This window comes from Rhizobium sp. ARZ01, assembly GCF_014851675.1.
Classification (GTDB): Bacteria; Pseudomonadota; Alphaproteobacteria; order Rhizobiales; family Rhizobiaceae; genus Mycoplana.
Genome location: NZ_JACVAE010000001.1, coordinates 1,608,538 through 1,631,161, shown reverse-complemented (window position 1 = coordinate 1,631,161; position 22,624 = coordinate 1,608,538). Strand labels below are relative to the sequence as shown.

Here is a 22,624-nt window from a genome sequence, read left to right as displayed (position 1 = left end):
GCCGAGACAAGGCTGAAAAAGCAATCCGCCGGATTTCTCCGGCGGATCGAAATGATTCTGGCCGTAAGCGTTGGTTACCGGATCCGCTTGGCTGCCGGTTCCGGCGTCAGTTCGCCGGCAAGGCGCCGATCCAGATAGTCCTCGCACTCGGCCATCAGCGTATCGATCTGGCCGTTGAAGAAGTGATTGGCGCCGGGCACCGTCTTGTGCGTGATCAGGATGCCCTTCTGCGCCTTGAGCTTCTCTACAAGGCCGTTGACGTCCTTTTCCGGTGCCACCTTGTCGGCGTCGCCGTTGATGATCAGGCCGGACGACGGGCAGGGGGCCAGGAACGAAAAGTCGTAGATGTTCGGCTGCGGTGCGATCGACATGAAACCTTCGATCTCTGGACGACGCATCAGAAGCTGCATGCCGATCCAGGCGCCGAAGGAATAGCCAGCGACCCAGCAGCTCTTTGAATCTGGGTGGAGGCTCTGCACCCAGTCGAGTGCCGACGCCGCATCGGAAAGCTCACCGGCGCCATGGTCGAACTCGCCCTGGCTACGGCCGATGCCGCGGAAATTGAAGCGGAGCGTGGTGAAGTCCCGCTTCTGGAACATGTAGAACAGCTGGTAGACGATCTGGTTGTTCATCGTGCCGCCGAACTGCGGATGCGGGTGCAGGATGATGGCGATCGGAGCGTTCTTCTGCTTGGAGGGCTGGTAGCGGCCTTCGAGGCGACCGGCGGGTCCGTTGAAGATGATTTCTGGCATTCGTTCTCCGGCGTGTTTTCTGGATCAAAAACCGTTTCGACAGCCCTGGATGTCTTGACGAAACCAGTCAGCTTTTCTAGAACCAGTTTAGAACCGTTCGAAACTTAAACTGCGCTAAGCGCGTGTCGAGGTTCGTCTCATACGGCAAGCCCGGCGGAAATTTCAAGGAAAATGCACGCTGCCTTGCCAGGTGCAGATTCGGAGCCACTCGTAATCATGCCAGGACGGCTGAGAACATATCTGGATTGGAACGCCACAGCGCCGCTTTTAGCAGCGGCGCGTGAGGCGATGGTCACTGCGCTCGACCTTTCCGGCAATCCGTCGTCCGTCCACGGCGAGGGCAGGGCCGCGCGTGCCGTGATCGACGGCGCTCGCCGCGATGTGGCAGCCCTTGTAGAAGCGGATGCCGCGCATGTGACTTTCGCCAGCGGCGCGACCGAAGCTGCCAACATGGTACTTACGCCTGAATTCCGTATGGGCCGCACGCCTCTCAAAGTCGGAAAGCTCTACGTCTCGGGTATCGAGCACCCGGCGGTTCGCGAGGGCGGGCGGTTCGAAAAAGAGCAGGTCGTCGAAATCCCGGTGACGCATGCCGGTATGGTCGATCTTGCAGCGCTCGAGGCTCTACTGGAGGCGCACGATGCGGCGAGCGGTCTGCCGATGGTCGCCGTCATGCTCGCCAACAACGAGACCGGAATAATACAGCCCGTGCGCGCTGTGGCGGAGATCGTGCGCAAGCGCGGCGGTCTGTTCGTCGTCGATGCTGTGCAGGCGGCCGGTCGGCTTCCGCTCTCGATTGGTGAATTCGATGCCGACTTCATGATCCTGTCGGCACATAAGCTCGGAGGTCCGAAGGGTGGCGGTGCGCTGGTATCGCGCGGCGAGGTCTTGATGCCGAAGCCGCTCATCCGGGGCGGCGGGCAGGAGAAGGGTCACCGTTCGGGCACGGAGAATGTTGCAGCACTTGCCGGATTTGCGGCAGCCGCGCGGGCGGCGCAGGATGAACTGGCCGCGCGCAATGAGCGTATCGCGACCTTGCGCGATCGGATGGAAGAGCGGATGGCGGCACTTGCCCCTGACCTGATCATTCATGGACGGGGCATGGCGCGGCTTTCCAATACGACGTTCTTCAGTCTGCCGGGCCTGAAGTCGGAGACGGGGCAGATTGCTTTCGATCTGGAAGGCATCGCACTTTCAGCCGGGTCTGCCTGCTCGTCGGGCAAGGTCGGCGCGAGCCATGTGCTGACAGCGATGGGCTTTGATGCCGCACTCGGGGGATTGCGGGTGTCGCTCGGGCCGACGACGGCGGAGGGCGACGTGGAGCAGTTTCTCGAGGCGTTCGCGCGCATTGCGGCGCGGCGGCGACAGGGGGTGGCGGCGGCCTGACGGAAAGTTGCGGAAACGCAAGATTTTGCTTGCCAAAAGGTGTGAAAAGCCCCTTCTGGCGCTTACATAACCGGCGGATACCCGCCAGACGTTGACAAGCTGCCGGACCTTGGATCCGGCGAGATTGGAGAACGACATGCCTGCCGTGCAGGAAACGATCGATCAGGTCCGTCAGATTGACGTTGACCAGTACAAGTACGGCTTCGAGACGACCATCGAGATGGAAAAGGCGCCGAAGGGCCTTTCCGAGGACATCATCCGTTTCATCTCGGCCAAGAAGAACGAGCCCGACTGGATGCTCGAATGGCGGCTCGGCGCCTATCGCCGCTGGCTGACGCTCGATGAGCCGACCTGGGCGCGCGTCAACTATCCGAAGATCGACTACAACGATCTCTACTACTACGCTGCTCCGAAGAACCAGTCCGGTCCGAAGTCGATCGATGAGGTCGACCCAGAGATCCTCAAGACCTACGAGAAGCTTGGTATTCCCCTGCGTGAGCAGGAAATCCTGGCGGGCGTACAGACGTCGAAGATCGCCGTCGACGCGGTGTTCGACTCCGTCTCGGTCGTCACCACCTTCAAGGAAGAGCTGAAGAAGGCCGGCGTGATCTTCATGTCGATCTCGGAAGCGATCCGCGAACATCCGGAATTGGTCCGCAAGTATCTCGGGACCGTCGTGCCGACGACCGACAACTACTTCGCGACCCTGAACTCGGCGGTCTTCACCGATGGCTCGTTCGTGTTTGTACCGAAGGGCGTGCGTTGCCCGATGGAGCTTTCGACCTATTTCCGCATCAACGAGAAGAACACCGGCCAGTTCGAGCGCACGCTGATCATCGCCGAGGAAGGGGCCTATGTCTCCTACCTCGAGGGCTGCACCGCGCCGCAGCGCGACGAGAACCAGCTGCACGCGGCCGTGGTCGAACTGGTTGCGCTCGATGACGCCGAGATCAAGTATTCCACCGTCCAGAACTGGTATCCGGGCGACAAGGACGGCAAGGGCGGCATCTACAACTTCGTCACCAAGCGTGGCGATTGCCGCGGCAAGAACTCCAAGATCTCCTGGACGCAGGTGGAAACCGGCTCGGCGATCACCTGGAAGTACCCGTCCTGCATCCTGCGCGGCGACAATTCGCGCGGCGAGTTCTACTCGATCGCCGTCTCGAACGGCCACCAGCAGATCGACTCGGGCACGAAGATGATCCACCTCGGCAAGAACACGTCGAGCCGCATCATCTCCAAGGGTATCGCAGCCGGCGTGTCGCAGAACACCTATCGCGGCCAGGTCTCGACCCACCGCAAGGCGGAAAACGCGCGCAACTTTACCCAGTGCGACTCGCTGCTGATCGGCGACAAGTGCGGCGCGCATACCGTGCCGTATATCGAGGCGAAGAATTCTTCCGCCCAGTTCGAGCACGAGGCGACCACCTCGAAGATCTCCGAGGACCAGCTGTTCTACTGCCTGCAGCGCGGCATTCCGGAAGAGGCGGCGATCGCGCTGATCGTCAACGGCTTCGTCAAGGAAGTGATCCAGGAACTGCCGATGGAATTCGCCGTCGAAGCGCAGAAGCTGATCAGCATCTCGCTGGAAGGCTCGGTCGGCTAGCCGTCCAACAAAAGAATTGGGCGCGCTTTTCGCGCGCCGTGTCCCATTCGATCCCGTAGAGGATACATTCATGCTTGAAATCAAGAACCTGCACGCCCGCATTGCCGAAGACGGCACCGAAATCATCCGTGGCCTGAACCTGACCGTCAAGGACGGCGAGGTCGCCGCCATCATGGGGCCGAACGGCTCGGGCAAGTCGACGCTGTCCTACATCCTCGCCGGCCGCGAGGAGTATGAAGTCACCGAGGGCGACATCCTCTACAACGGCGAGAGCATTCTCGAGCTCGACCCCGCCGAGCGCGCCGCCAAGGGCATCTTCCTGGCCTTCCAGTATCCGGTCGAAATTCCGGGCGTTGCGACCATGCAGTTCCTGAAGGTTGCCATGAACGAGCAGCGCAAGGCGCGCGGCGAAGACGAGCTGACGACGCCGGACTTCATGCGCCGCGTCAAGGAAGCCGCCGGCGAGTTGCAGATCTCGCCGGAAATGCTGCGTCGTCCGCTCAACGTCGGCTTTTCCGGCGGCGAAAAGAAGCGCGCAGAAATCCTGCAGATGGCGCTTCTGGAGCCAAAGCTTTGCGTGCTCGACGAGACCGACTCCGGCCTCGACATCGATGCGCTCAAGATTGTCGCCGACGGTGTCAACGCGCTGCGTTCGCCGGACCGCTCGGTGATCGTCATCACCCACTACCAGCGCCTGCTCGACTACATCGTGCCGGATACGGTCCACGTGCTCTACAAGGGGCAGGTGATCAAGTCGGGCGACAAGACGCTGGCGCATGAACTCGAAGCCAACGGTTATGCCGACATCATCGAGGCGGCTGCCTGAGCCGGGAAGGACGCGATCCATGAACATCCAAGCAGGGATCAAGTTGACCGCGGCGGAAGCCGCCCTGGTTGACGCCTACAATGATCAACTGGGCGATCTGCCCGGCGATGGCGCCACGCTTGCCGCGCGCGATGCGCTGCTCAGCGAGTTTAAGGCTGCGGGCCTGCCGACCCGTCGGGTCGAGGCTTGGCACTATACCGACCTGAAATCGCTTCTGCGCGCGGTTCCGGCTTTCGAACATGCTGCAAGCGCAGGCCGGGTCGATCCGATCGTGCCTGGCGCGACCGTGTTGTCCGTCACGAATGGCCAGGCACATGTGCGCAGTCTTCAGGATGGTATTGCATTGCGCAGCTATTCCGAGGCGTTGCTCGATGGTTCGGCCGCTGAACGGCTCGTTGAACGTGACCGGGACGACACCATCGCGCAGATCAATGGCTCCTTCGTTCGCGACGGTTTTGTCATCGATTTCGCCGACGGCCTCGAACTGGATGCGCCGGTCGAGATCCAATCGGTGCAGAACTGCGGCCAGGTCAATACGCGCTTTCCCGTTCGCTTCGGCAAGGGCGTCAAGGCAACCGTGATCGAACGGCATCTGGCCGTCGGCAAGGAAACCGCCTTCGTTACCTCCGTCAGCGACATCAAGCTCGAAGATGACGCCGAGATCACCTGGATCATCTTCCAGTCCCAGGGTGAAACCGACACCCATCTCGGCCAGTTCAAGGCTGCACTCGGTGCTAACGCCAAGCTGCGCCTCTACGTCATCAATGCCGGCGGTAAACTGGTGCGGCAGGAGATCCATGTGACCGTGGCGGGCGAGGGGTCCGACCTCACGCTGCGCGGCATCAACCTGCTCGGCGGCGAAAGCCATACGGATGTGACCTTTACCGTCGGCCACAACGTACCGCACACGACGTCGAGCGAGGTCATCCGCAACGTCGTTTTCGACCGTGCCAAGGGCGTTTTCCAGGGGCAGATCCGCGTTGCGCCGGATGCCCAGAAGACCGATGCGAAGATGTCGTGCAACACGCTTCTTCTGTCTGATGATGCGGAGTTTTCGGCCAAGCCTGAGCTCGAGATATTCGCCGACGACGTGCAGTGCGGCCACGGCGCCACCGTCATCGACATCAACCACACGCAGCTGTTCTACCTGATGGCGCGCGGGATCCCGGAAAACAAGGCGCGTGCCATGCTCGTCAACGCCTTCGTCGCCGAGATCGTCGAGGAACTGGAAGACGAGCCGCTGGTCGAGGCGCTGGAAGGCGTCATCTCCGAGTGGCTGGAAAAGCACGCCTGATTGGCTGGAGTGGATTGTCGAGATGAACCAGATCAAGCCTGTTACGACCTATGATGTCGAAGCGATCCGCCGGGATTTTCCGATCCTGTCGCGGCAGGTCTATGGCAAGCCGCTGGTCTATCTCGACAACGGCGCCTCGGCGCAGAAGCCGAAGGTGGTGATCGACGCGATCGCCGAGGCCTATTCCAATGAATACGCCAACGTCCATCGTGGCCTGCATTTCCTTTCGAATGCGGCAACGGAGGCCTATGAAGGGGCACGCGAAAAGGTGCGCCGCTTCCTGAACGCCCCTTCGGTTGACAACATCATCTTCACGAAGTCCTCCACAGAAGCGATCAACACGGTTGCCTACGGCTACGGCATGCCGAAGCTTGGCGAGGGCGACGAGATCGTGCTGTCGATCATGGAGCACCACTCCAACATCGTGCCCTGGCATTTTATCCGCGAGCAGAAAGGCGCCAAGCTTGTTTGGGCGCCGGTCGATGACCAGGGCGCCTTTCATGTCGAAGACTTCGTCAAGTGCCTGACGGATCGCACAAGGCTGATCGCGATCACGCATATGTCGAACGCGCTCGGCACGGTCGTGCCGATCAAGGAGATCTGCAAGATCGCCCGCGAACGTGGTATCCCCGTGCTAGTCGATGGATCACAAGGCGCCGTGCATCTGCCGGTCGACGTGCAGGACATCGATTGCGACTGGTACGTGATGACCGGTCACAAGCTCTACGGCCCCTCCGGCATCGGCGTTCTCTACGGCAAGACCGATCGGCTGAAGCAGATGCGGCCGTTCCAGGGCGGCGGCGAGATGATCGTCGAAGTGACCGAGGACATCGTCACCTACAACGACCCGCCGCACCGTTTCGAGGCCGGCACGCCGCCGATTGTGCAGGCGATCGGGCTGGGTTACGCGCTCGACTACATTGAGAAGGTCGGTCGGGCCGCGATCGCGGCGCATGAGGCCGATCTTGCCGCCTATGCGCACGAGCGCCTGTCCGCGATCAACTCGCTGAAAATTTTCGGTACTGCGCCCGATAAGGGGTCGATCTTCGCGTTCGAGCTTGAAGGCATCCATTCCCACGACGTCTCGATGGTCATCGATCGGGCAGGGGTCGCAGTACGCGCCGGCACTCATTGCGCCCAACCGCTCTTGAAACGCTTCGGCGTTACGTCCACCTGCCGTGCATCGTTCGGCATGTACAACACACGCGCCGAGGTGGACGTGCTGGCCGATGCGCTGGACTACGCCCGCAAGTTCTTCGCCTGAGGAGTTTGGAAATGTCTCTCGAAGCCACCCAAGAAAAGGACGACGCCCGCGAAGGTATCGTCAACTCTGAAATCCCGGCGGACGAGTTGGCCCGCCTCAGCGACGACATCATCGCTGCGCTCAAGACGGTCTACGACCCTGAAATTCCCGCCGACATCTTCGAACTCGGCCTGATCTACAAGATCGATATCGAAGACGATCGGATGGTGAAGATCGACATGACGCTGACCGCCCCCGGTTGCCCAGTCGCCGGCGAGATGCCGGGATGGGTTGAAAATGCCGTCGGCGCGGTCGAGGGTGTTTCCGGTGTCGAGGTGAAGATGACCTTCGATCCGCCGTGGACGCCGGACCGTATGTCGGAAGAAGCGCAGGTCGCCGTCGGCTGGTACTAGCGAACCGGCAAACGTGCAGTAGTGCGCTAGCTGCACCAGAGTATTGATCCGTTTACCCGGTCCCACTACATTCTTACTCAGACCCATCGGGCCTTGAACCCGGCTGGCGAAGGAGATGGCCCATGGCCTTTGAAATTATGACCCTCACCGATGCGGCAGCCGATCGCGTCCGAGCGATCGTGGACAACGCTGGTGGCGATGCCAAGGGCATCCGAGTAGGCGTCAAGAAGGGCGGCTGTGCGGGGATGGAGTACTCCATCGATCTCGTGATCGAGCCGAACCCCAAAGACGACCTCATTGTGCACGCTGGCGCCAGTGTATGGGTTGCGCCGGAAGCTGTGCTGTACATTCTCGGCACGCAAATGGATTTCGAAGTCACGACGCTGCGCTCTGGCTTCACCTTCAACAACCCGAATCAGACGTCAGCGTGTGGTTGCGGGGAATCCGTCGAACTGAAGCCCGCCGATCTCGCCTCCCTCGCCGCCGCCGGCAACCCTACTGTCCGGCTCGGTTGACGTTCCTCTCGTAACGTAATCTATTTCAGTCCGCTCGCTTGACCAGGCTCAAGGGGCGGGCTTTCTTAGGCGTGTATTCAGCCATTGTGATGGGCGCTGGGTAATTGGCGCGTCTGGCTCCTCTTCCAGCCGACGCCGACCGCTCCACGCCTTGTGCTCCATGTTGAAAGGCCCGGTAACCGTGTACTATGCAGGCCGTTCTTCCGGGAGGTGGCATTGACAGGAATGCAGTCACCGCAGGGCTTTGCAGGTTCGCTCTACGAGTTGATGCCGTTTCCCGTCATCGTTACCGATTTGACGGCGACGCGATGTACGCTGAACGAGGCTGGCCGGCGTGCTTTTGGAAGCGCGCAAGCTGAGGCCGCTTCCCAGTCGCTCTCAGCGCTTCTCGACGAACCTGACCCCTTTCTGCTTCTGCATCGTCTTTCATTGTCACAACGGAACTACACCCATGCGTTGCGCTTTCGGCGTTTGGATGGCTCGATGTTCGAGGCTGCGGCGCATGTATTTGCGCTAACGGCGGATGATGGCGCGACCGGTTATGCTCTGCTGCTACGGACCATCAACGACGGGGGGAGCCATGGCGAACAGGTCCTCCTGGGCAGCCGGGTCTATTCCGCACTCGACGCGGTTCCCGAAGGCCTCGCCATATTCGATCGCGAGGAACGGCTGCTGGTGTTCAACAGGGCCTTCCGTGATCGTTGTCACCCCGCAAGAGATTCGGTGAAGGTAGGCGCCACATTGGAGAGCATTGTTCGGGCCAATCTTCGCGGCGACCTTTATCAGGGCGTTGTGGAGGGAACGCCGGAGGCGGAAGCCTGGGTCCAGTCGCGGCTCCGCCATCATCGCGAGTGTGGTACGCCGCAGGTCATTCCATACAATGATGGAAGATGGATTCGCTCGGAGAGCCACGTCGCCCAAAGCGGCGAGGTGGTCGCCATCCGCATCGATGTGACCGATCTCAAGCGGATTGAACAGGCTCTTCGCGAAAAGCACAGGCAGCAGATCAGCTTCCTGCAGATCTTTCCCGACATGCTCGTGCGCACCGATGGCGACATGGTGATTCAGTTCGCCAACGATCAATATGCGGCGTTTCTGGGTTCGACCCCGGCGAAGCTGGTGGGGATGAGCTTTTGGGAGGCCGCCGGGACGGACGATCGGCGGGAAACCTTTGGGAGCCCGAGCGACTACACCCCCGCGACGCCACTCCGCACGCGCGAAATCTGCTACACCGGTGCCGATGGCCAGCCGCTCTGGCTACTTTGGACCGCCATCGCAAGCTTCGAAGACGGCACAGCAGTCGACTATCTGGCTGTGGGGCGAAACATCACCGATTCGAAGCTGCAACACGAGCGGCTTGCCAGGCAAACGCTGGAATTGCAGCGCAAGAACGAGGCGCTGAATCAGTTCACGGCAACAGTTTCACACGATCTGAAAGCGCCGATCCGACACATTGCCTCTTTTGCCGAAATCATTGCGGATGAGGTTGACGAAGGACGCCTGGACGAGCTGGTGGCTCACGCGAGCTACATGCAGCAGGCCGCATCACGCATGCAGAAACTGGTGGAACGGCTCCTGGAGTACTCGCAGATCGCCTATCAAATACGACTCTTCGAGACGGTTTCCCTCACTGCCGTCGTCACGGACGCCCTTTCCATGTTGGAGGGGCATGTTCGAGAAGCCGAGGCTGAAGTTGACATAGGGCCGCTTCCCGCCATCAGGGGTGATCCGGAACTTCTGCGCAGGCTGATGCAGAACCTCATCGGAAATGCGATCAAATACCGGATGGGTGATGCGGCACCGAAGGTGCGCGTCTACAGCGATGGCTCGCAGGACAAAATCAGGATAGTCGTCGAGGATAAGGGGATCGGGATTGACCCCAAGCATGCGGACAGAATTTTCGAATTGTTCCAGCGTTTGCATCGGGATGAAAGCCAATACGCCGGCACAGGCATCGGACTGGCGCTCGCCAAGCGGATCGTCGAGAGCCATGGGGGTACGATTGAACTTGATGGGGACTACCGCGACGGCGCCCGGTTCGTCGTGACGCTTCCGAGGGGGTGAAGCCTCATTCCGCGGGAGTGCGCGCCGTATCAGGCGGGGATATGCGCCAGGGCGGATTGATCCGGTTGGCTCCTGCAAAATAGAGCACAATTCGATTGCCGCCCGGGTCGAACAGTTCGGCTTCGCGCCACAACCAGCTTTTCTCCTCAAGCGGTGTCGCAAAACTGATCCCCAACCCGGTCAGTCTGCGCACCGTCTCGTCGATATCATCGCATTCGAAGTATACGGTGGTGCCGCCGCCGCCGTTGTCCCCCTGATGCAGGGAGAAAGTGCTGTCGCCATCCGGGCAAACGAATCGCGCATAACGCGGTCGGGAATCGACAATCGGCACGAGACCGAGGGCACTGTAGAATGACCAGCCGGCATCCAGATCTGGCATCGTCACCGTAACCTGATTTAAGCGCATTTCAGCCTCTGCACGGTGTTCGCTGTTACGGCAAGGGTCGTTGACCTATGCCCTCGGCATGAAAAACCCCGGCCTTTCGGGCCGGGGCTCTTTGTCTTCAGCCTTACTCGGCAGCCTCTGCGTAGTCCTCCAGCGGAGGGCAGGAGCAGACGAGGTTGCGGTCACCATAGACGTTGTCAACGCGGTTGACGGGCGACCAGTACTTGTCGACCCGGAACGCGCCCGGCGGGTAGCAGGCCTGCTCGCGCGTGTAGGGCCGGTCCCATTCGCCGACGAGATCTTCGACGGTATGCGGGGCGTTCTTCAGCGGGTTGTTGACCTTGTCCATCCGCCCTTCCTCAATGGCGCGGGCTTCCTCGCGGATCGCCAGCATCGCATCGCAGAAGCGGTCGAGCTCGGCCTTCGTCTCCGATTCGGTCGGCTCGATCATCAGCGTTCCCGCCACCGGCCAGCTCATGGTCGGGGCGTGGAAGCCGCTGTCGATCAGGCGCTTGGCAACATCGTCCACCGTAACGCCGGCGCTGTCGACCAGCGGGCGCGTGTCGACGATGCACTCGTGCGCGACGCGTCCCTTGGCCGACTTGTAGAGCACGTCATAGGCGCCCTTCAGCCGTGCGGCGATATAGTTGGCGTTGAGGATCGCCACCTTCGTTGCCTGGGTCAGCCCTTCGCCGCCCATCATCAGGCAGTAGCTCCAGGAGATCGGCAGGATCGAGGCCGAGCCGAAGGGGGCGGCCGAAACGGCGCCGGCTTCGCCGGTGCGCGGGTCCTTCGGCAGGAAGGGCGCCAGATGCGCCTTCACGCCGATCGGCCCCATGCCCGGGCCGCCGCCGCCATGCGGGATGCAGAAGGTCTTGTGCAGGTTCAAGTGGCTGACGTCGGAGCCGATGTCGCCCGGGCGGGCAAGCCCGACCATGGCGTTCATGTTGGCGCCGTCGAGATAGACCTGGCCGCCGTGCTTATGGACCAGTTCGCAGACCTCGCGCACGTTCTCCTCGAACACGCCGTGCGTCGAGGGGTAGGTGATCATGCAGCACGAGAGATTTTCTCCGTACTGCTCTGCTTTCGCACGGAAATCATCCATGTCGATGTCGCCGTTATCGCTCACCTTGACGACGACGACCCTCATGCCGGCCATCTGCGCGGAGGCTGGATTGGTGCCGTGCGCCGAGGTCGGGATCAGGCAGACGTCGCGATGCGTATTGCCGTTCGCGATGTGGTAGTCGCGGATCGTCAGCAGGCCGGCATACTCGCCCTGTGCACCCGAGTTCGGCTGCATGGAAATCGCATCGTAGCCGGTCACCGCGCAGAGCTTGGCCGACAGGTCGTCGATCAGTTCGCGATAGCCTTCCGCCTGGTCGGCCGGCACGAAGGGGTGGATCTCCGAGAATTCCGGCCAGGTGATCGGCAGCATCTCGGCGGTAGCGTTCAGCTTCATCGTGCAGGAGCCGAGTGGGATCATCGAACGGTCGAGCGCCAAGTCGCGGTCCGACAGCCGGCGGATGTAGCGGGTCATCTCGCTTTCCGCGCGGTTCATGTGGAAGATCGGGTGGGTCAGGTAGGCGCTGGTGCGCAAGAGGTTCGACGGCAGGCGGTAACCAGGCTCGAAGTCCGAAACCTTGAAATCACCGCCGAACGCACGCCAGACAGCTTCCAGCGTCACCGGCCGCGACCGCTCGTCGAGGCTGATGCCGATGCGGTCGTCGCCGATCTTGCGCAGGTTCACCTCTTCCGCGACGGCCGTCTTCAGGATGATGCCCTGCAACTTGCCGACATGCACGGTGATCGTGTCGAAGAACACTTCCGGCTCGACGGTGTAGCCGAGCTTTTCGAGGCCCATGGCGAGGCGCACGGTCTTCTGGTGCACGCTCTGCGAAATCGCCTTGATGCCTTGTGGTCCATGGAAGACCGCGTACATGGAGGCCATGACGGCGAGCAGAACCTGCGCGGTGCAGATGTTCGACGTCGCCTTTTCGCGGCGGATATGCTGTTCGCGCGTTTGCAGCGACAGGCGGTAGGCGCGGTTGCCGCGGGCGTCGACGGAAACGCCGACAAGACGGCCCGGCATGTTGCGTTTGTAGGCGTCCTTGACGGCCATATACGCCGCATGCGGCCCGCCGTAGCCAACCGGCACGCCAAAGCGCTGGGTCGAGCCGATGGCGATGTCCGCATCCATGTCGCCGGGCGATTTCAAGAGGGCAAGCGCCAGCGGATCGGCCGCCATCACGGCAATGGCGCCAGTCTGGTGCAGCCGCGCGATCAGGCCGCTGAAATCGCGGACGTGCCCATAGGTGCCCGGATATTGGAAGATCGCTCCGAACACATCGACGGGATCAAGATCGGTGAAGGGGTCGCCGACGATGATGTTCCAGCCGAGCGGCTCGGATCGGGTCTTCAGCAGCGCGATCGTCTGCGGGTGGCAGTTCTCGTCGACGAAGAAGGCGTTCGCCTTGGACTTCGCCACGCGCTGCGCCATGGCCATTGCCTCGGCTGCAGCAGTCGCTTCGTCGAGCAGAGAAGCGTTCGCGACGTCGAGGCCGGTCAGGTCGCAGACCATCGTCTGGTAGTTGAGGAGCGCTTCGAGGCGCCCCTGGCTGATCTCCGGCTGGTAGGGCGTGTAGGCGGTGTACCAGGCGGGGTTTTCCAGGATGTTGCGCTGAATGACCGGCGGCGTGATGGTGCCGTAGTAGCCCTGTCCGATGAGGGAAACGAGCTTCTGGTTCTTGTTCGCCGTCTCGCGCAGCTTGTCGAGCGCCTCGCGCTCGGTCATCGGTGCGCCCCAGTCCAGCGCCTTGGTCTGGCGAATGGACGCAGGCACAGTGTCGTCGATCAATGCGTCCAGGCTGGGGTATCCCACGGCCTTCAGCATTTCCTCCATCTCCTTCGGCGAGGGGCCGATGTGTCGACGGTTGGCGAAGTCGTAGGGCTGGTAATCGGTGAAGGTGAAATCCTTGGGGAGATTCATCAGCCGACAAGCTCCTTGTAGGCGGCTTCGTCGAGAAGCCCGTCAGCGTCGGCCTTGTTGGCGAGCTTCAGCTTGAAGAACCAACCGGCGCCCTGAGGATCGCTGTTGACGAGCGACGGATCGTCGACAATCGCCTGATTGACTTCCACGATCTCGCCGTCGAGCGGACAGTAGACGTCGGAGGCTGCCTTGACGGATTCGACGGTTGCGGCATCGCCGCCTTTCGCAAAAGAGCCACCGACCTCGGGAAGTTCGACGAAGACGAGGTCGCCGAGCTGCTCGGCGGCATGGGTCGTGATGCCGACGGTCGCGACGTCGCCGTCGATCTTCAGCCACTCGTGCTCTGCGGTAAATTTCAACATATGCGGGCCTTTCTGGTCAGCGTTTGAAGGTGTTTGTAACAAAGGGCAGGGCGCTTACCGTCACCGGCAGAAATTTGCCGCGCACGTCTGCGAACAATTGCGTGCCGGGGGCGGCAAGCGCGGGCGGCACATAACCCATGGCGATAGGGTTCTCGATGCTGGGGCCGAAGCCGCCGGAGGTGACCTGGCCGACTTCCGTCTTGCCTTCTGCGTCGGAGTAGAGCTTTGCAGGGGGGCGCACCGGTGCTTTGCCGTCGATTTTGAGACCGACGCGGCGGCGCGCGGTCCCATTTTCGAACTGGGCGAGGATGACATCGGCACCCGGAAAGCCGCCAGCGCGGTCGCCGCCGGCGCGACGCGCCTTCTGGATTGCCCAGCCAAGGCCGGCCTCGACCGGCGTGGTCGTCGTATCGATATCGTTGCCGTATAGGCAGAGACCAGCTTCGAGGCGGAGCGAGTCGCGTGCACCGAGGCCGATCGGCAGGACGTCAGGGTGATCGAGCAGGCGGCGGCAGACCGTTTCCGCCTGCGCGGCCGGAATGGAGATCTCGAAACCATCTTCACCCGTGTAGCCAGAGCGGGAGACAATGCACTCGGAGTCGTGCAGGTCGCAACTGCGCACGTCCATGAAGCGCATCTCGGTAATGTCGGCCCAGAATTCGGCCAGCACGGTTTCAGCACGCGGACCCTGTAGCGCGATCAAGGCCCGGTCGGTGAGCATCGTGACTTCACAGGTATCGCCGAGGTGCTTTTGCAAATGCGCGAAGTCCGCGTCCTTGCAGCCGGCATTGACGACGAGGAACAGATGATCGCCGCGATTGGTGATCATCAGGTCGTCGAGAATACCGCCGTCGTCATTGGTGAAGAGGGCATAGCGCTGCCGACCTTCGGCAATGCCGAGCACATCGACCGGTACGAGTGCCTCGAGCGCGCGGGCTGCGTCGGCATTGTCGCCGGAGCGTGCGCGAACGATCACCTGTCCCATGTGGGAGACGTCGAAAAGCCCGGCGGCAGCGCGCGTGTGAAGGTGCTCCTTCATGACGCCGGCGGGATATTGCACAGGCATCTCGTAACCCGCAAACGGCACCATCCGGGCGCCGAGCGAAACATTGAGATCGTGCAACGGGGTTTTCTTAAGCTCAGACGTATCGTCCAAAAGGCGCCCTCCAGTCTCGTGGCGCGCTTCGCACGCCGGCTCATCTTCCGGCGCTCGCACGCCGCTCATCTGAGCCCCCTCTGTCCCTTCGCCTGAGATTGTTATCCCTTCGGCGGGCGCGTGAACGCCTCTCTCCAGAGTCCTGTTGGCACCTTGCTGGTCCTTTTGCCTGAGAGTTTCCGGGGCGGTTGCTCCTTCGGCACCGGCCTTTCCCGTTTCGGGCGGCCGGCTTCTCCCAGCGAGGTCATCGCCACATAACGGCGTCGGCGCGATTTTGGCAAGAGCGTTGCGTCGCGGCCAAACAAATATTTGTCGCGCAAGTTTGCGCAGAAAATTTCAGTTACCCAAACGCAAAACGGCTCCCGGGTAGGAGCCGTAGCAAAGAGAATATTGTACCGGCGAAATAGTTTAAGCGATCAGCGCTCCGCCCGTCTGATCGCGTTCGGCTCTACGATCCCCTGCGCATCGCCGGCATTTTCGGCGTAGCGACGTTCGGCGACTTCTGCACTCACATCCGGCTGACGCTTCATCGTCAAAAGCGCAAGTGCCAACGCGGGCGGCTTGATCAGAGTAAGGTAGGCCTTCACCCGGGCATCGCCGTCGATTTTGGCTGCTTCGCTCCAGGCTTCGATCTTCTGTTCGAAAAGGGTACTGGCGCGCGTGGTGGCCTTGTAGCCTTGCGATGCATAGGCAGCGGTAGTGGGCGATACGGTCACGATCTGCGTCATGGAAATCTGCTAACTTCTCTGGTGCAATAACGCCTCATTAACAGTTGCGAGTTTCGCTGAGCTTAATATCAAAGGTTGCAGTTTAGTGAAATTTTAACGGATACGCGGCGCTGCGGATGCGCGGTCACTGCAAATCCGGGCAGCGCTCTTGCGTCCGACGGGTGAACTCCGCCATAAAGCCCGACATGTGACCGCCCAATGGACGGGCGAGACGAGGAAGGGCCGCGTTTTTGGGCGGCGGAGTGGTCCAATGAAACCGATTTTCGTGCAATTGCAGTGTGCTCCGGGCAAGACCTATGAAGTGGCCGATGCGCTTTATGCGACCGAGCTGATCTCCGAACTCTATTCCACCAGCGGCGACTACGACCTGCTTTTGAAGGTCTATGTCGAAAGCGAGGAAGACATCGGCAAGTTCATCAACGACAATATCGCGGTGATCCCCGGGATCGTCCGTTCACTGACCACGCTGACTTTCCGGGCTTTTTGATTACCTTTCCTGCAACTTCCCCTTTGCCGGAACATGCGCTAAAGCACGGCGCTTGAGTTAAGAGAAGGCGAAGATGGCAGGTATCGAACACAGGCAGGTGGACCAGGACGAAGCGGGCATGCGGCTCGACCGCTGGTTCAAGGTCCATTATCCGGGGCTCGGCTTCGGCCAATTGCAGAAGCTATTGCGTTCCGGGCAGGTGCGTGTCGATGGCGGCCGCGCCAAGACTGACACTCGCGTCCAGCCGGGCCAGACGGTGCGCATCCCGCCCATTGGCGTCGACTCCAAGGCGACAAAGTCCGGGCCGATCGCCAGTCGTGACCTGAAGCATTCGCCCGACGGCGAACTGCTGTCGCGCATGCTTCTCCATGAAGACGACAAGGTGTTCGTGCTGAACAAGCCGGCCGGCATCGCCGTGCAGGGTGGTTCGGGCGTGACGCGGCACATCGACAAGATGCTGGAGGCCTGGACGAGCCAGAAGGGTGAAAAGCCGCGCCTGGTCCACCGCCTCGACCGCGATACCTCCGGCGTGCTGGTCGTCGCTCGCACGCGCGGCGCTGCGCAGAAGCTCACAGCTGCCTTCCGGGAGCGCGACACGAAAAAGACCTACTGGGCGATCGTGAAGGGTGTGCCGCGCAAGCGCGAGGACAAGATTTCAACCTGGCTTGTGAAAGAACAGACGCCGGACGGTGACCGCATGCGTATCGCCAAGCACGGTGAGGATGGCGCTGACCATGCAGTTTCGTTCTACCGCGTCGTTGAGCAGGCCGGCCAGAATTTCGCATGGCTTGAGATGGAACCCTACACAGGCCGCACCCATCAATTGCGCGTCCACGCCGCCCATATCGGTCATCCGATTCTGGGTGACCCGAAGTATTTCGATGCAGACATCAACTGGGACTTCCCCGGCGGCGTGCAGAACCGGCTGCACCTGCATGCCCGTCACATCGACATTCCGCATCCGTCCGGCGGGCGTCTGCGGGTGACCGCGCCGCTGCCGCCGCACATGGTCCAGACCTGGAACCTCTTCGGCTTCGACCAGAACGCGATGGATGAGGACGATTGATGCGCCTGGTTCTTTTCGATTGCGACGGCACGCTGGTCGACAGCGCCAGCCTGATCCACGAGGTCATGGCGCGGACCTTCGAGGATTTCGGTCATCAGCGGATCGAACTTCCGGCCACCAAGAGCATCATCGGCTTGACGCTCGATATCGCCATCGCCCGTCTTCAGGGCAAGGCGCATGTCGACGACGAAGCGCAGGCGATGACGGCGCACTACAAGAAGATCTTTATGGGCGTTCGGGCCGAGCCCGGATTCCAGGAGCCGCTGTTTCCGGGAGTTGACGCCCTGATCCGCCGGCTGGAACAACAGGACGACATGCTGCTCGGGGCCGTGACCGGCAAGTCGCGGCGCGGCCTTGACGCCATCCGTCTCGCGCATGGATTCGACAGGACCTTCTTTGTTTCGCGCACGGCGGATGACTGTCCCTCCAAGCCGCACCCGGCGATGGTCGCCGAATGTTGCGCCGAAACGGGGATCGATGCGGCCCGGACGGTTGTTATTGGCGATGCGATTTACGATATGCAAATGGCCAAGGCGGCCGGCGCGCAGGCGGTCGGTGTCGCCTGGGGTTATGCGAGCGTTCCCGAGCTCTTGGAGGCGGGAGCGGACCACATTTTAAGGGAGCCGGCCGAACTACTAGAGTGGCTGGAGATATCCGATGCGTGACATTCTCTCCGATCTTTCCGATGCCATGAGCGATCCGGATCCGGTTCGCCGAGCGCAGATCCAGATGAAGCGGCCGCTGCCGAAGCGTTTCTACAAGGACGTTTCGATCGGCCAGACCAGTGACGGCTACGGCGTTCTGCTTGACGGGCGAGCGGTGCGGACCCCGGCCAAACGGCCGCTTGCAGTGGCGTCACCTGCGCTTGCGGAACGGCTGAAGGCGGAGTGGGATGCGCAGGCCGAGGAAATCGACCCAGCAAAAATGCCGGTGACTCGGCTCGTCAACACCGCGCTCGACGGGGTGGCTGACAACCAGCAGGCCGTTTTCGACGAGATTGTCCGCTTCGCTGGCACCGACATGATCTGCTATCGCGCCGATAGCCCGGAGCGGCTTGTCGAGCGCCAGCGTGAGGGCTGGGATCCGGTGCTGGACTGGGCCGCTGCGACGCTCGGTGCGCGCTTCATTCTTGCGGAAGGCGTGATGCACCAGGAGCAGCCGCCGCCGGCGATCGCGGCCTTTGCCGCAGCGTTGGAGAAATTCGATTCACCGCTTGCGCTCGCCTGTATTCACACAGTCACGACGCTGACGGGGTCTGCAATCCTCGCGCTCGCCTTCGCGCATGGCAGGCTGGATGCCGAGACGGTGTGGAAGCTCGCGCATATCGACGAAGACTGGCAGATCGAGCACTGGGGCACCGACGAGGAGGCGTTTCGCCGCCGCGAGCTTCGCTGCCATGAACTCGAAGTCGCAGCCGAGGTCTTTTCGATGCTGGGGCCTCGCTGAATCCGTCGCTGCCAGTGTGTGTCGCTGAGAACGGCGCTGGGCTTTGCGACACGGCATTCACAAGAACAAAGACTTACAAGCTTCGAAATTTACCATCGTAGAAGGATGGGATTGATTCGGCCCGCATCGCCGTGCAATGCGGTTCCGATCAGGGGGCTGATTCGCCTTGATGGCGATTGCACAGAATACGGGTTCAAATTTCATGCTGATGTCTTTCCTTCGTGTGCCGCTCGCTGCGCTCGCGGTACTTGCGATGTCTGTTGCGGCCGGAGCCGAAACGCTAAAGGATGTCCGTAAGGTATCGGTCGGTGGCGACGGTTCCGTTTCACCGGCGGTGGTCAAGATGGTCGGGCAGCAGTTGAAGCAGGCGGTCCGTTCAACCCGACGGCCAGTGTCGTTGCCGAAGGTCACGATGGATGTCCGGCTGTCGAATGCCGTTCGTGGGCTCGGTACGCAGGCGGGGCGAAACTCCGCCCAGGTCGCGGTGGTGCTGAGAGATCGGGCCGGTATCCCCGTTTCAAGTGAAGAGTTCACGGTCAACAGCTTCATGGTGGGGGCGAAGGCTGGGGATAAGGCATTGGCCAAGGCGATCTCACAGCGCGTGGCACACGCTTATCGGCTGGCGCCAGTCAAGGCGGCGACAGCCGATGGGCGGCCCGGCAAGCGGCAAACGCCGCGTTCGACTTCACACAGCAACAAACCTTCAGCGGGCGCATCCGTGGCAAGCCGCGTGGAGGAGCCTGTCATCATCCCGAGCGAAGCCGCCTTGACCGTTCGCCCGCGTGTGCGCAAGCCGAAAGTCGAAGCGAATGCCAGCGCGGAGACCAAACCGGCTCCCTGCGTCGTGACCGCGACGACGAACTGCAACTGAATTCCTCAACACCACTCCAGGCTCTGATCCCGGGCGTCCAGAAGACAAGGTCTTTTGGAGGTTGCCTCGGCTGTGGCTTGATCCTTCCGCGGGAAAGCCGGATATTGCGCAAGGTAGGGTTCCATCATCGGCTGATCGCCGAATGGAGGGGTGACCATGACGCTATCCAGCCGACTGTCTGACTGTCAGCCCTATGCGCTTGCAGCGCTCCGGATCATGACCGCGCTGCAGTTCATCGAGCACGGGACGCAGAAATTTTTCGACTTTCCGCCGGCCGCGCAGCCGTTCGGCGATCTGGTGAACCTGATCGGGGTGGCGGGTTTGCTTGAGACGATCGGCGGCGGGCTGATCCTGCTCGGTCTTTTCACGCGACCGACGGCCTTCGTCCTGTGCGGCTTCATGGCGGTTGCCTATTTCATGGCGCACATGCCGGTCGACTTCTGGCCGGTGAACAATCGCGGCGACGCCGCGATCTCGTTCTGCTTCATCTTCCTCTATCTCGTCTTCGCCGGGCCAGGCGCGTTTGCGCTCGACAACCGGCGAAGCTGAAGGAGAATCAGGCGGCGAACTTCAAGCCCATGATGCCGGTGACGATCAGCGCGATGCAGCCAAGGCGCATCGCCGTTACCGGTTCGGCAAAGAGGAAAATGCCGAGGATGACTGTGCCGACAGTACCGATCCCGGTCCAGACCGCATAGGCCGTACCCATCGGCAGGCTTCGTACGGCCAGGCCAAGCAGTACGATGCTGATGAGCATGGCGGTTGCGGTGAGGGCAGTTGGGATGGGCTTGGTGAAGCCGTCCGTGTATTTGAGGCCGATTGCCCAGCCGATTTCGAAGAGGCCTGCGAGTGCAAGTAAGATCCAGGACATTTCCTGCTCCGTTTCAAAGGAGCGGGGCCGTCCCCGCGTTCGTCTCCGCGGAGTCGTTGGACCCGCGGTGCAGCCGTCTGCTAGCGGCCTATATCGCTATGAATGCAGCGGAAGGCAAGAGAAACCCGCGCAAATCAGTCATGCGCGGGCGCCATGGCTCAGTGTGAAGTCCAGCTTGCGGTCAGCCGAGCCGTTCGGCGTGCCACCTCAGATGATCATCCATGAAGGTGGAGATGAAGTAGTAGGAGTGATCGTAGCGCTCGTGCATGCGCAGTGTAAGTTCAATGCCCGTCGCTTTCACCGCTTCCTCAAGCAGCCAGGGGCGGAGACCGTTTTCCAGGAAGCCGTCTGCCTGGCCCTGGTCGATCAGAAACTCCGGGAATCGGGCGCCGTCTTCGACCAGTGCGCAGGCGTCATACTGACGCCAAGCGGCTTGATTCGAGCCGAGATACTTTTCGAATGCCGGGGCTGACCAATCCGCGGTCGAAGGCTGCACGATCGGAGCAAAAGCGGAGCAGCTCTTGAAGCGATCCGGGTTCTTCAGCGCGATCGTCATGGCACCGTGGCCGCCCATGGAATGACCGAAGATGCCTTGGCGTGTCATGTCGACGCGGAAGTGCTGGCTGATGAACGCTGGCAGTTCCTCCGTGATGTAGGTGTACATCTGGAAATGCTCGGCCCAGGGCTTTTCCGTGGCGTCGAGATAGAATCCGGCGCCCTTGCCCATCTGCCAGTTCGTCAACTCGTCCGGCACGTCGTTGCCGCGCGGACTGGTGTCCGGACAGACGATGATCAGCCCGAGCTCTGCCGCCATCCGGCGATATTCGCCCTTTTCCATCACATTGGCATGGGTGCAGGTCAGGCCCGAAAGGTACCAGAGGACGGGGCAGGGCTCTTTGATTGCCTTGGGCGGAACGAAAACGGCAAACGTCATCTCGCAATTGCAGGAAAGCGAGTCGTGGGTGAACACCCCCTGCATGCCACCGAAGGCCTGGTTCTGGGAAAGGACTTTCATGAGGACTCCATTGGAAAAAGGCTGCGATCAGGAGGCAAGCGCCACCGCAGCGTTGACGGCGGCCGCGACAAGCACCGTATTGAAGAAAAACGAGACGATCGCGTGCAGCAGGTTCATCTTGCGCATCTCCGTCGTCGTGATGGCGGTATCGGAGGTCTGCGCAGTCATGCCGACGATGAAGGCGAAGTAGAGAAAATCGTAGATGCCCGGCGCGTCCGTCTCAGGGAAGTCCAATCCGCGCTCGGCCGGCTCCATGGTCCTGCCGCCATGCGGACGCCAATACATGTGCGCATAGTGTACCGCCGCCATTGTGTGGATGGTGAACCAGCCAAGGACCACCGATGCGAAGGAAAGCGTCAGGTCTAGCGGCTGAATGCTGTCACCCTCATGAAGGACGATGAAAAGCGAAGCGAGCGAGACGACAAAGACACCTGCGGTTACAAGCAGGATGATCGGCGCCGGTGCATCGGTGTCGATCGCATGTTTCCGGAGATAGCTTGCGTTGAGCACCGGTAGGCGCCGGGCAATCATCAGCAGATAGAGCAGGAAGAATGCAATCCCGGAGAGCTGAGGCGCGATTGTCGCTTTCAGCGGGAGAGTCACAGGCAGAATCAGCAAGGCGACGATAGCGGCGACGTAGAATGGGCGATGACGGCTGTGGGGCGGGTCGGTTTTGCCGGAGGCGGTCACGACAGACTGTCCCCGTTCAGCGATTTGGAGCGGCGGCAGAGGCGATCGAGCGTCTCGAGAAAGGCTGAACGATCGCGCGCCGAAAAAGCGGCATTGTAGCCCTTGCTTTCGCCTGTCTCGCGCAAGTGCTGGCCGAGATCACGCATGGCCGTGGCCATGCCGATATTGCCCTTGTCAAAAAGGCGTCCGGTAGGACCTGTCACAAGTGCATCCTTGGCAACGCAGCGACCGGCAAGCGGCACGTCAGCCGTAATCACGATGTCGCCGGGGCAGACATGTTCGACGATCCAGTCGTCCGCCGCATCGAAGCTGCCCGAGACAATGACATTCTTCACCAACGGATCACGCGACGGGCGCAGGCCGGAATTGGCGACGAAGGTGACGCCCATCCCGTGGCGCTCGGCCACTTTCAGGATTTCCGGTTTCACCGGGCAGGCATCGGCATCGACGTAGATCATGGTA

Annotated in this window: 24 protein-coding genes and 1 riboswitch; of the genes, 14 read left to right on the top strand and 10 right to left on the bottom strand. The window is 61.4% G+C overall.

Annotation, left to right across the window (positions count from 1 at the left end):
* Positions 1 to 74 precede the first annotated feature (74 nt).
* Entirely contained in the window at positions 75 to 752 is a 678-nt protein-coding gene (locus tag IB238_RS07820) for an alpha/beta hydrolase (RefSeq protein ID WP_192245041.1), read from the bottom strand.
* 216 nt (positions 753 to 968) lie between these two features.
* On the opposite strand from IB238_RS07820, the gene IB238_RS07815 reads away from it, so the two are divergent.
* The 8 genes from IB238_RS07815 to IB238_RS07780 all read left to right on the top strand — a co-directional run bounded on the left by IB238_RS07815 (position 969) and on the right by IB238_RS07780 (position 10,099).
* Complete coding sequence (locus tag IB238_RS07815; protein WP_192245039.1) at positions 969 to 2,138, top strand: cysteine desulfurase family protein; 1,170 nt, start codon at positions 969 to 971, stop codon at positions 2,136 to 2,138.
* A gap of 136 nt (positions 2,139 to 2,274) precedes the next feature.
* Entirely contained in the window at positions 2,275 to 3,744 is a 1,470-nt protein-coding gene (gene sufB / locus IB238_RS07810) for a Fe-S cluster assembly protein SufB (protein ID WP_192245037.1), read from the top strand.
* A gap of 70 nt (positions 3,745 to 3,814) precedes the next feature.
* Positions 3,815 to 4,570, top strand: coding sequence for a Fe-S cluster assembly ATPase SufC (gene sufC / locus IB238_RS07805; RefSeq protein ID WP_192245035.1), 756 nt, complete (start codon positions 3,815 to 3,817; stop codon positions 4,568 to 4,570).
* A 19-nt stretch (positions 4,571 to 4,589) separates the two neighbouring features.
* A complete protein-coding gene (sufD, locus tag IB238_RS07800; protein ID WP_192245033.1) occupies positions 4,590 to 5,864 on the top strand; it encodes a Fe-S cluster assembly protein SufD in 1,275 nt (424 codons plus the stop codon).
* 22 nt (positions 5,865 to 5,886) lie between these two features.
* Positions 5,887 to 7,128 (top strand): cysteine desulfurase, encoded by a 1,242-nt coding sequence (locus IB238_RS07795; RefSeq protein WP_192245032.1) that lies wholly within the window; start codon positions 5,887 to 5,889, stop codon positions 7,126 to 7,128.
* 11 nt (positions 7,129 to 7,139) lie between these two features.
* Positions 7,140 to 7,520 carry an SUF system Fe-S cluster assembly protein gene (locus IB238_RS07790; RefSeq protein ID WP_192245030.1) on the top strand — a complete coding sequence of 127 codons (381 nt, stop codon included), beginning with the start codon at positions 7,140 to 7,142 and terminating at the stop codon, positions 7,518 to 7,520.
* Positions 7,521 to 7,642: 122 nt separating this feature from the next.
* On the top strand, positions 7,643 to 8,035 hold the full coding sequence (sufA, locus tag IB238_RS07785) for a Fe-S cluster assembly scaffold SufA (protein WP_192245028.1): 393 nt from the start codon (positions 7,643 to 7,645) through the stop codon (positions 8,033 to 8,035).
* A 225-nt stretch (positions 8,036 to 8,260) separates the two neighbouring features.
* On the top strand, positions 8,261 to 10,099 hold the full coding sequence (locus IB238_RS07780) for an ATP-binding protein (RefSeq protein ID WP_246723614.1): 1,839 nt from the start codon (positions 8,261 to 8,263) through the stop codon (positions 10,097 to 10,099).
* A gap of 4 nt (positions 10,100 to 10,103) precedes the next feature.
* Here IB238_RS07780 and IB238_RS07775 read toward each other — a convergent pair whose 3' ends face one another.
* From IB238_RS07775 to IB238_RS07755, 5 genes are all read right to left on the bottom strand, one after another.
* Positions 10,104 to 10,505 (bottom strand): VOC family protein, encoded by a 402-nt coding sequence (locus IB238_RS07775; protein ID WP_192245024.1) that lies wholly within the window; start codon positions 10,503 to 10,505, stop codon positions 10,104 to 10,106.
* 103 nt (positions 10,506 to 10,608) lie between these two features.
* The gene (gcvP, locus tag IB238_RS07770; protein ID WP_192245022.1) at positions 10,609 to 13,470 is read right to left on the bottom strand and encodes an aminomethyl-transferring glycine dehydrogenase; all 2,862 of its coding nucleotides are present in this window, start codon (positions 13,468 to 13,470) and stop codon (positions 10,609 to 10,611) included.
* The gene (gene gcvH, locus IB238_RS07765) at positions 13,470 to 13,832 is read right to left on the bottom strand and encodes a glycine cleavage system protein GcvH (protein ID WP_192245020.1); all 363 of its coding nucleotides are present in this window, start codon (positions 13,830 to 13,832) and stop codon (positions 13,470 to 13,472) included. The genes gcvP and gcvH overlap by 1 nt, the downstream gene beginning before the upstream one ends.
* A 16-nt stretch (positions 13,833 to 13,848) precedes the next feature.
* Positions 13,849 to 14,988, bottom strand: a complete 1,140-nt coding sequence (gene gcvT / locus IB238_RS07760; RefSeq protein WP_192247488.1) for a glycine cleavage system aminomethyltransferase GcvT — start codon at positions 14,986 to 14,988, stop codon at positions 13,849 to 13,851.
* Positions 14,989 to 15,135: 147 nt separating this feature from the next.
* A riboswitch (glycine riboswitch) is annotated at positions 15,136 to 15,236 on the bottom strand.
* A gap of 168 nt (positions 15,237 to 15,404) precedes the next feature.
* Entirely contained in the window at positions 15,405 to 15,716 is a 312-nt protein-coding gene (locus IB238_RS07755; protein ID WP_192245018.1) for a hypothetical protein, read from the bottom strand.
* Positions 15,717 to 15,966: 250 nt separating this feature from the next.
* Between IB238_RS07755 and IB238_RS07750 the strand changes: the two genes are divergently transcribed.
* The 6 genes from IB238_RS07750 to IB238_RS07725 all read left to right on the top strand — a co-directional run bounded on the left by IB238_RS07750 (position 15,967) and on the right by IB238_RS07725 (position 20,135).
* Positions 15,967 to 16,203: an Lrp/AsnC ligand binding domain-containing protein gene (locus IB238_RS07750; RefSeq protein WP_192245016.1), complete on the top strand. Its 237-nt coding sequence runs from the start codon at positions 15,967 to 15,969 to the stop codon at positions 16,201 to 16,203.
* Positions 16,204 to 16,276: 73 nt separating this feature from the next.
* Positions 16,277 to 17,269 carry an RluA family pseudouridine synthase gene (locus IB238_RS07745; RefSeq protein WP_192245014.1) on the top strand — a complete coding sequence of 331 codons (993 nt, stop codon included), beginning with the start codon at positions 16,277 to 16,279 and terminating at the stop codon, positions 17,267 to 17,269.
* Complete coding sequence (locus IB238_RS07740; RefSeq protein ID WP_192245012.1) at positions 17,269 to 17,934, top strand: HAD-IA family hydrolase; 666 nt, start codon at positions 17,269 to 17,271, stop codon at positions 17,932 to 17,934. Before IB238_RS07745 ends, IB238_RS07740 begins: the two co-directional genes overlap by 1 nt.
* On the top strand, positions 17,927 to 18,715 hold the full coding sequence (locus IB238_RS07735; RefSeq protein WP_192245010.1) for an ATP12 family chaperone protein: 789 nt from the start codon (positions 17,927 to 17,929) through the stop codon (positions 18,713 to 18,715). Before IB238_RS07740 ends, IB238_RS07735 begins: the two co-directional genes overlap by 8 nt.
* Before the next feature lie 202 nt (positions 18,716 to 18,917).
* Positions 18,918 to 19,586, top strand: a complete 669-nt coding sequence (locus tag IB238_RS07730; protein WP_192245008.1) for a hypothetical protein — start codon at positions 18,918 to 18,920, stop codon at positions 19,584 to 19,586.
* Between the two features lie 156 nt (positions 19,587 to 19,742).
* Positions 19,743 to 20,135, top strand: a complete 393-nt coding sequence (locus tag IB238_RS07725; protein ID WP_192245006.1) for a DoxX family protein — start codon at positions 19,743 to 19,745, stop codon at positions 20,133 to 20,135.
* Positions 20,136 to 20,142: 7 nt separating this feature from the next.
* On the opposite strand, the gene sugE is transcribed toward IB238_RS07725, so the two are convergent.
* The 4 genes from sugE to IB238_RS07705 all read right to left on the bottom strand — a co-directional run bounded on the left by sugE (position 20,143) and on the right by IB238_RS07705 (position 22,620).
* Positions 20,143 to 20,457 carry a quaternary ammonium compound efflux SMR transporter SugE gene (sugE, locus tag IB238_RS07720; protein ID WP_192245004.1) on the bottom strand — a complete coding sequence of 105 codons (315 nt, stop codon included), beginning with the start codon at positions 20,455 to 20,457 and terminating at the stop codon, positions 20,143 to 20,145.
* A 181-nt stretch (positions 20,458 to 20,638) separates the two neighbouring features.
* On the bottom strand, positions 20,639 to 21,472 hold the full coding sequence (fghA, locus tag IB238_RS07715; RefSeq protein WP_192245002.1) for an S-formylglutathione hydrolase: 834 nt from the start codon (positions 21,470 to 21,472) through the stop codon (positions 20,639 to 20,641).
* A 27-nt stretch (positions 21,473 to 21,499) separates the two neighbouring features.
* Positions 21,500 to 22,162 carry a DUF1345 domain-containing protein gene (locus IB238_RS07710; protein ID WP_192245001.1) on the bottom strand — a complete coding sequence of 221 codons (663 nt, stop codon included), beginning with the start codon at positions 22,160 to 22,162 and terminating at the stop codon, positions 21,500 to 21,502.
* A complete protein-coding gene (locus IB238_RS07705; protein ID WP_192244999.1) occupies positions 22,159 to 22,620 on the bottom strand; it encodes a YaiI/YqxD family protein in 462 nt (153 codons plus the stop codon). The genes IB238_RS07710 and IB238_RS07705 overlap by 4 nt, the downstream gene beginning before the upstream one ends.
* Positions 22,621 to 22,624 lie beyond the last annotated feature (4 nt).

Excerpts from the sequence above, each read along its gene's own strand:
- IB238_RS07820 (WP_192245041.1), bottom strand. The coding sequence starts at position 752 with ATGCCAGAAATCATCTTCAACGGACCCGCCGGTCGCCTCGAAGGCCGC.
- IB238_RS07815 (WP_192245039.1), top strand. The coding sequence starts at position 969 with ATGCCAGGACGGCTGAGAACATATCTGGATTGGAACGCCACAGCGCCG.
- sufB (WP_192245037.1), top strand. The coding sequence starts at position 2,275 with ATGCCTGCCGTGCAGGAAACGATCGATCAGGTCCGTCAGATTGACGTT.
- sufC (WP_192245035.1), top strand. The coding sequence starts at position 3,815 with ATGCTTGAAATCAAGAACCTGCACGCCCGCATTGCCGAAGACGGCACC.
- sufD (WP_192245033.1), top strand. The coding sequence starts at position 4,590 with ATGAACATCCAAGCAGGGATCAAGTTGACCGCGGCGGAAGCCGCCCTG.
- IB238_RS07795 (WP_192245032.1), top strand. The coding sequence starts at position 5,887 with ATGAACCAGATCAAGCCTGTTACGACCTATGATGTCGAAGCGATCCGC.
- IB238_RS07790 (WP_192245030.1), top strand. The coding sequence starts at position 7,140 with ATGTCTCTCGAAGCCACCCAAGAAAAGGACGACGCCCGCGAAGGTATC.
- sufA (WP_192245028.1), top strand. The coding sequence starts at position 7,643 with ATGGCCTTTGAAATTATGACCCTCACCGATGCGGCAGCCGATCGCGTC.
- IB238_RS07780 (WP_246723614.1), top strand. The coding sequence starts at position 8,261 with ATGCAGTCACCGCAGGGCTTTGCAGGTTCGCTCTACGAGTTGATGCCG.
- IB238_RS07775 (WP_192245024.1), bottom strand. The coding sequence starts at position 10,505 with ATGCGCTTAAATCAGGTTACGGTGACGATGCCAGATCTGGATGCCGGC.
- gcvP (WP_192245022.1), bottom strand. The coding sequence starts at position 13,470 with ATGAATCTCCCCAAGGATTTCACCTTCACCGATTACCAGCCCTACGAC.
- gcvH (WP_192245020.1), bottom strand. The coding sequence starts at position 13,832 with ATGTTGAAATTTACCGCAGAGCACGAGTGGCTGAAGATCGACGGCGAC.
- IB238_RS07755 (WP_192245018.1), bottom strand. The coding sequence starts at position 15,716 with ATGACGCAGATCGTGACCGTATCGCCCACTACCGCTGCCTATGCATCG.
- IB238_RS07750 (WP_192245016.1), top strand. The coding sequence starts at position 15,967 with ATGAAACCGATTTTCGTGCAATTGCAGTGTGCTCCGGGCAAGACCTAT.
- IB238_RS07745 (WP_192245014.1), top strand. The coding sequence starts at position 16,277 with ATGGCAGGTATCGAACACAGGCAGGTGGACCAGGACGAAGCGGGCATG.
- IB238_RS07740 (WP_192245012.1), top strand. The coding sequence starts at position 17,269 with ATGCGCCTGGTTCTTTTCGATTGCGACGGCACGCTGGTCGACAGCGCC.
- IB238_RS07735 (WP_192245010.1), top strand. The coding sequence starts at position 17,927 with ATGCGTGACATTCTCTCCGATCTTTCCGATGCCATGAGCGATCCGGAT.
- IB238_RS07730 (WP_192245008.1), top strand. The coding sequence starts at position 18,918 with ATGCTGATGTCTTTCCTTCGTGTGCCGCTCGCTGCGCTCGCGGTACTT.
- IB238_RS07725 (WP_192245006.1), top strand. The coding sequence starts at position 19,743 with ATGACGCTATCCAGCCGACTGTCTGACTGTCAGCCCTATGCGCTTGCA.
- sugE (WP_192245004.1), bottom strand. The coding sequence starts at position 20,457 with ATGTCCTGGATCTTACTTGCACTCGCAGGCCTCTTCGAAATCGGCTGG.
- fghA (WP_192245002.1), bottom strand. The coding sequence starts at position 21,472 with ATGAAAGTCCTTTCCCAGAACCAGGCCTTCGGTGGCATGCAGGGGGTG.
- IB238_RS07705 (WP_192244999.1), bottom strand. The coding sequence starts at position 22,620 with ATGATCTACGTCGATGCCGATGCCTGCCCGGTGAAACCGGAAATCCTG.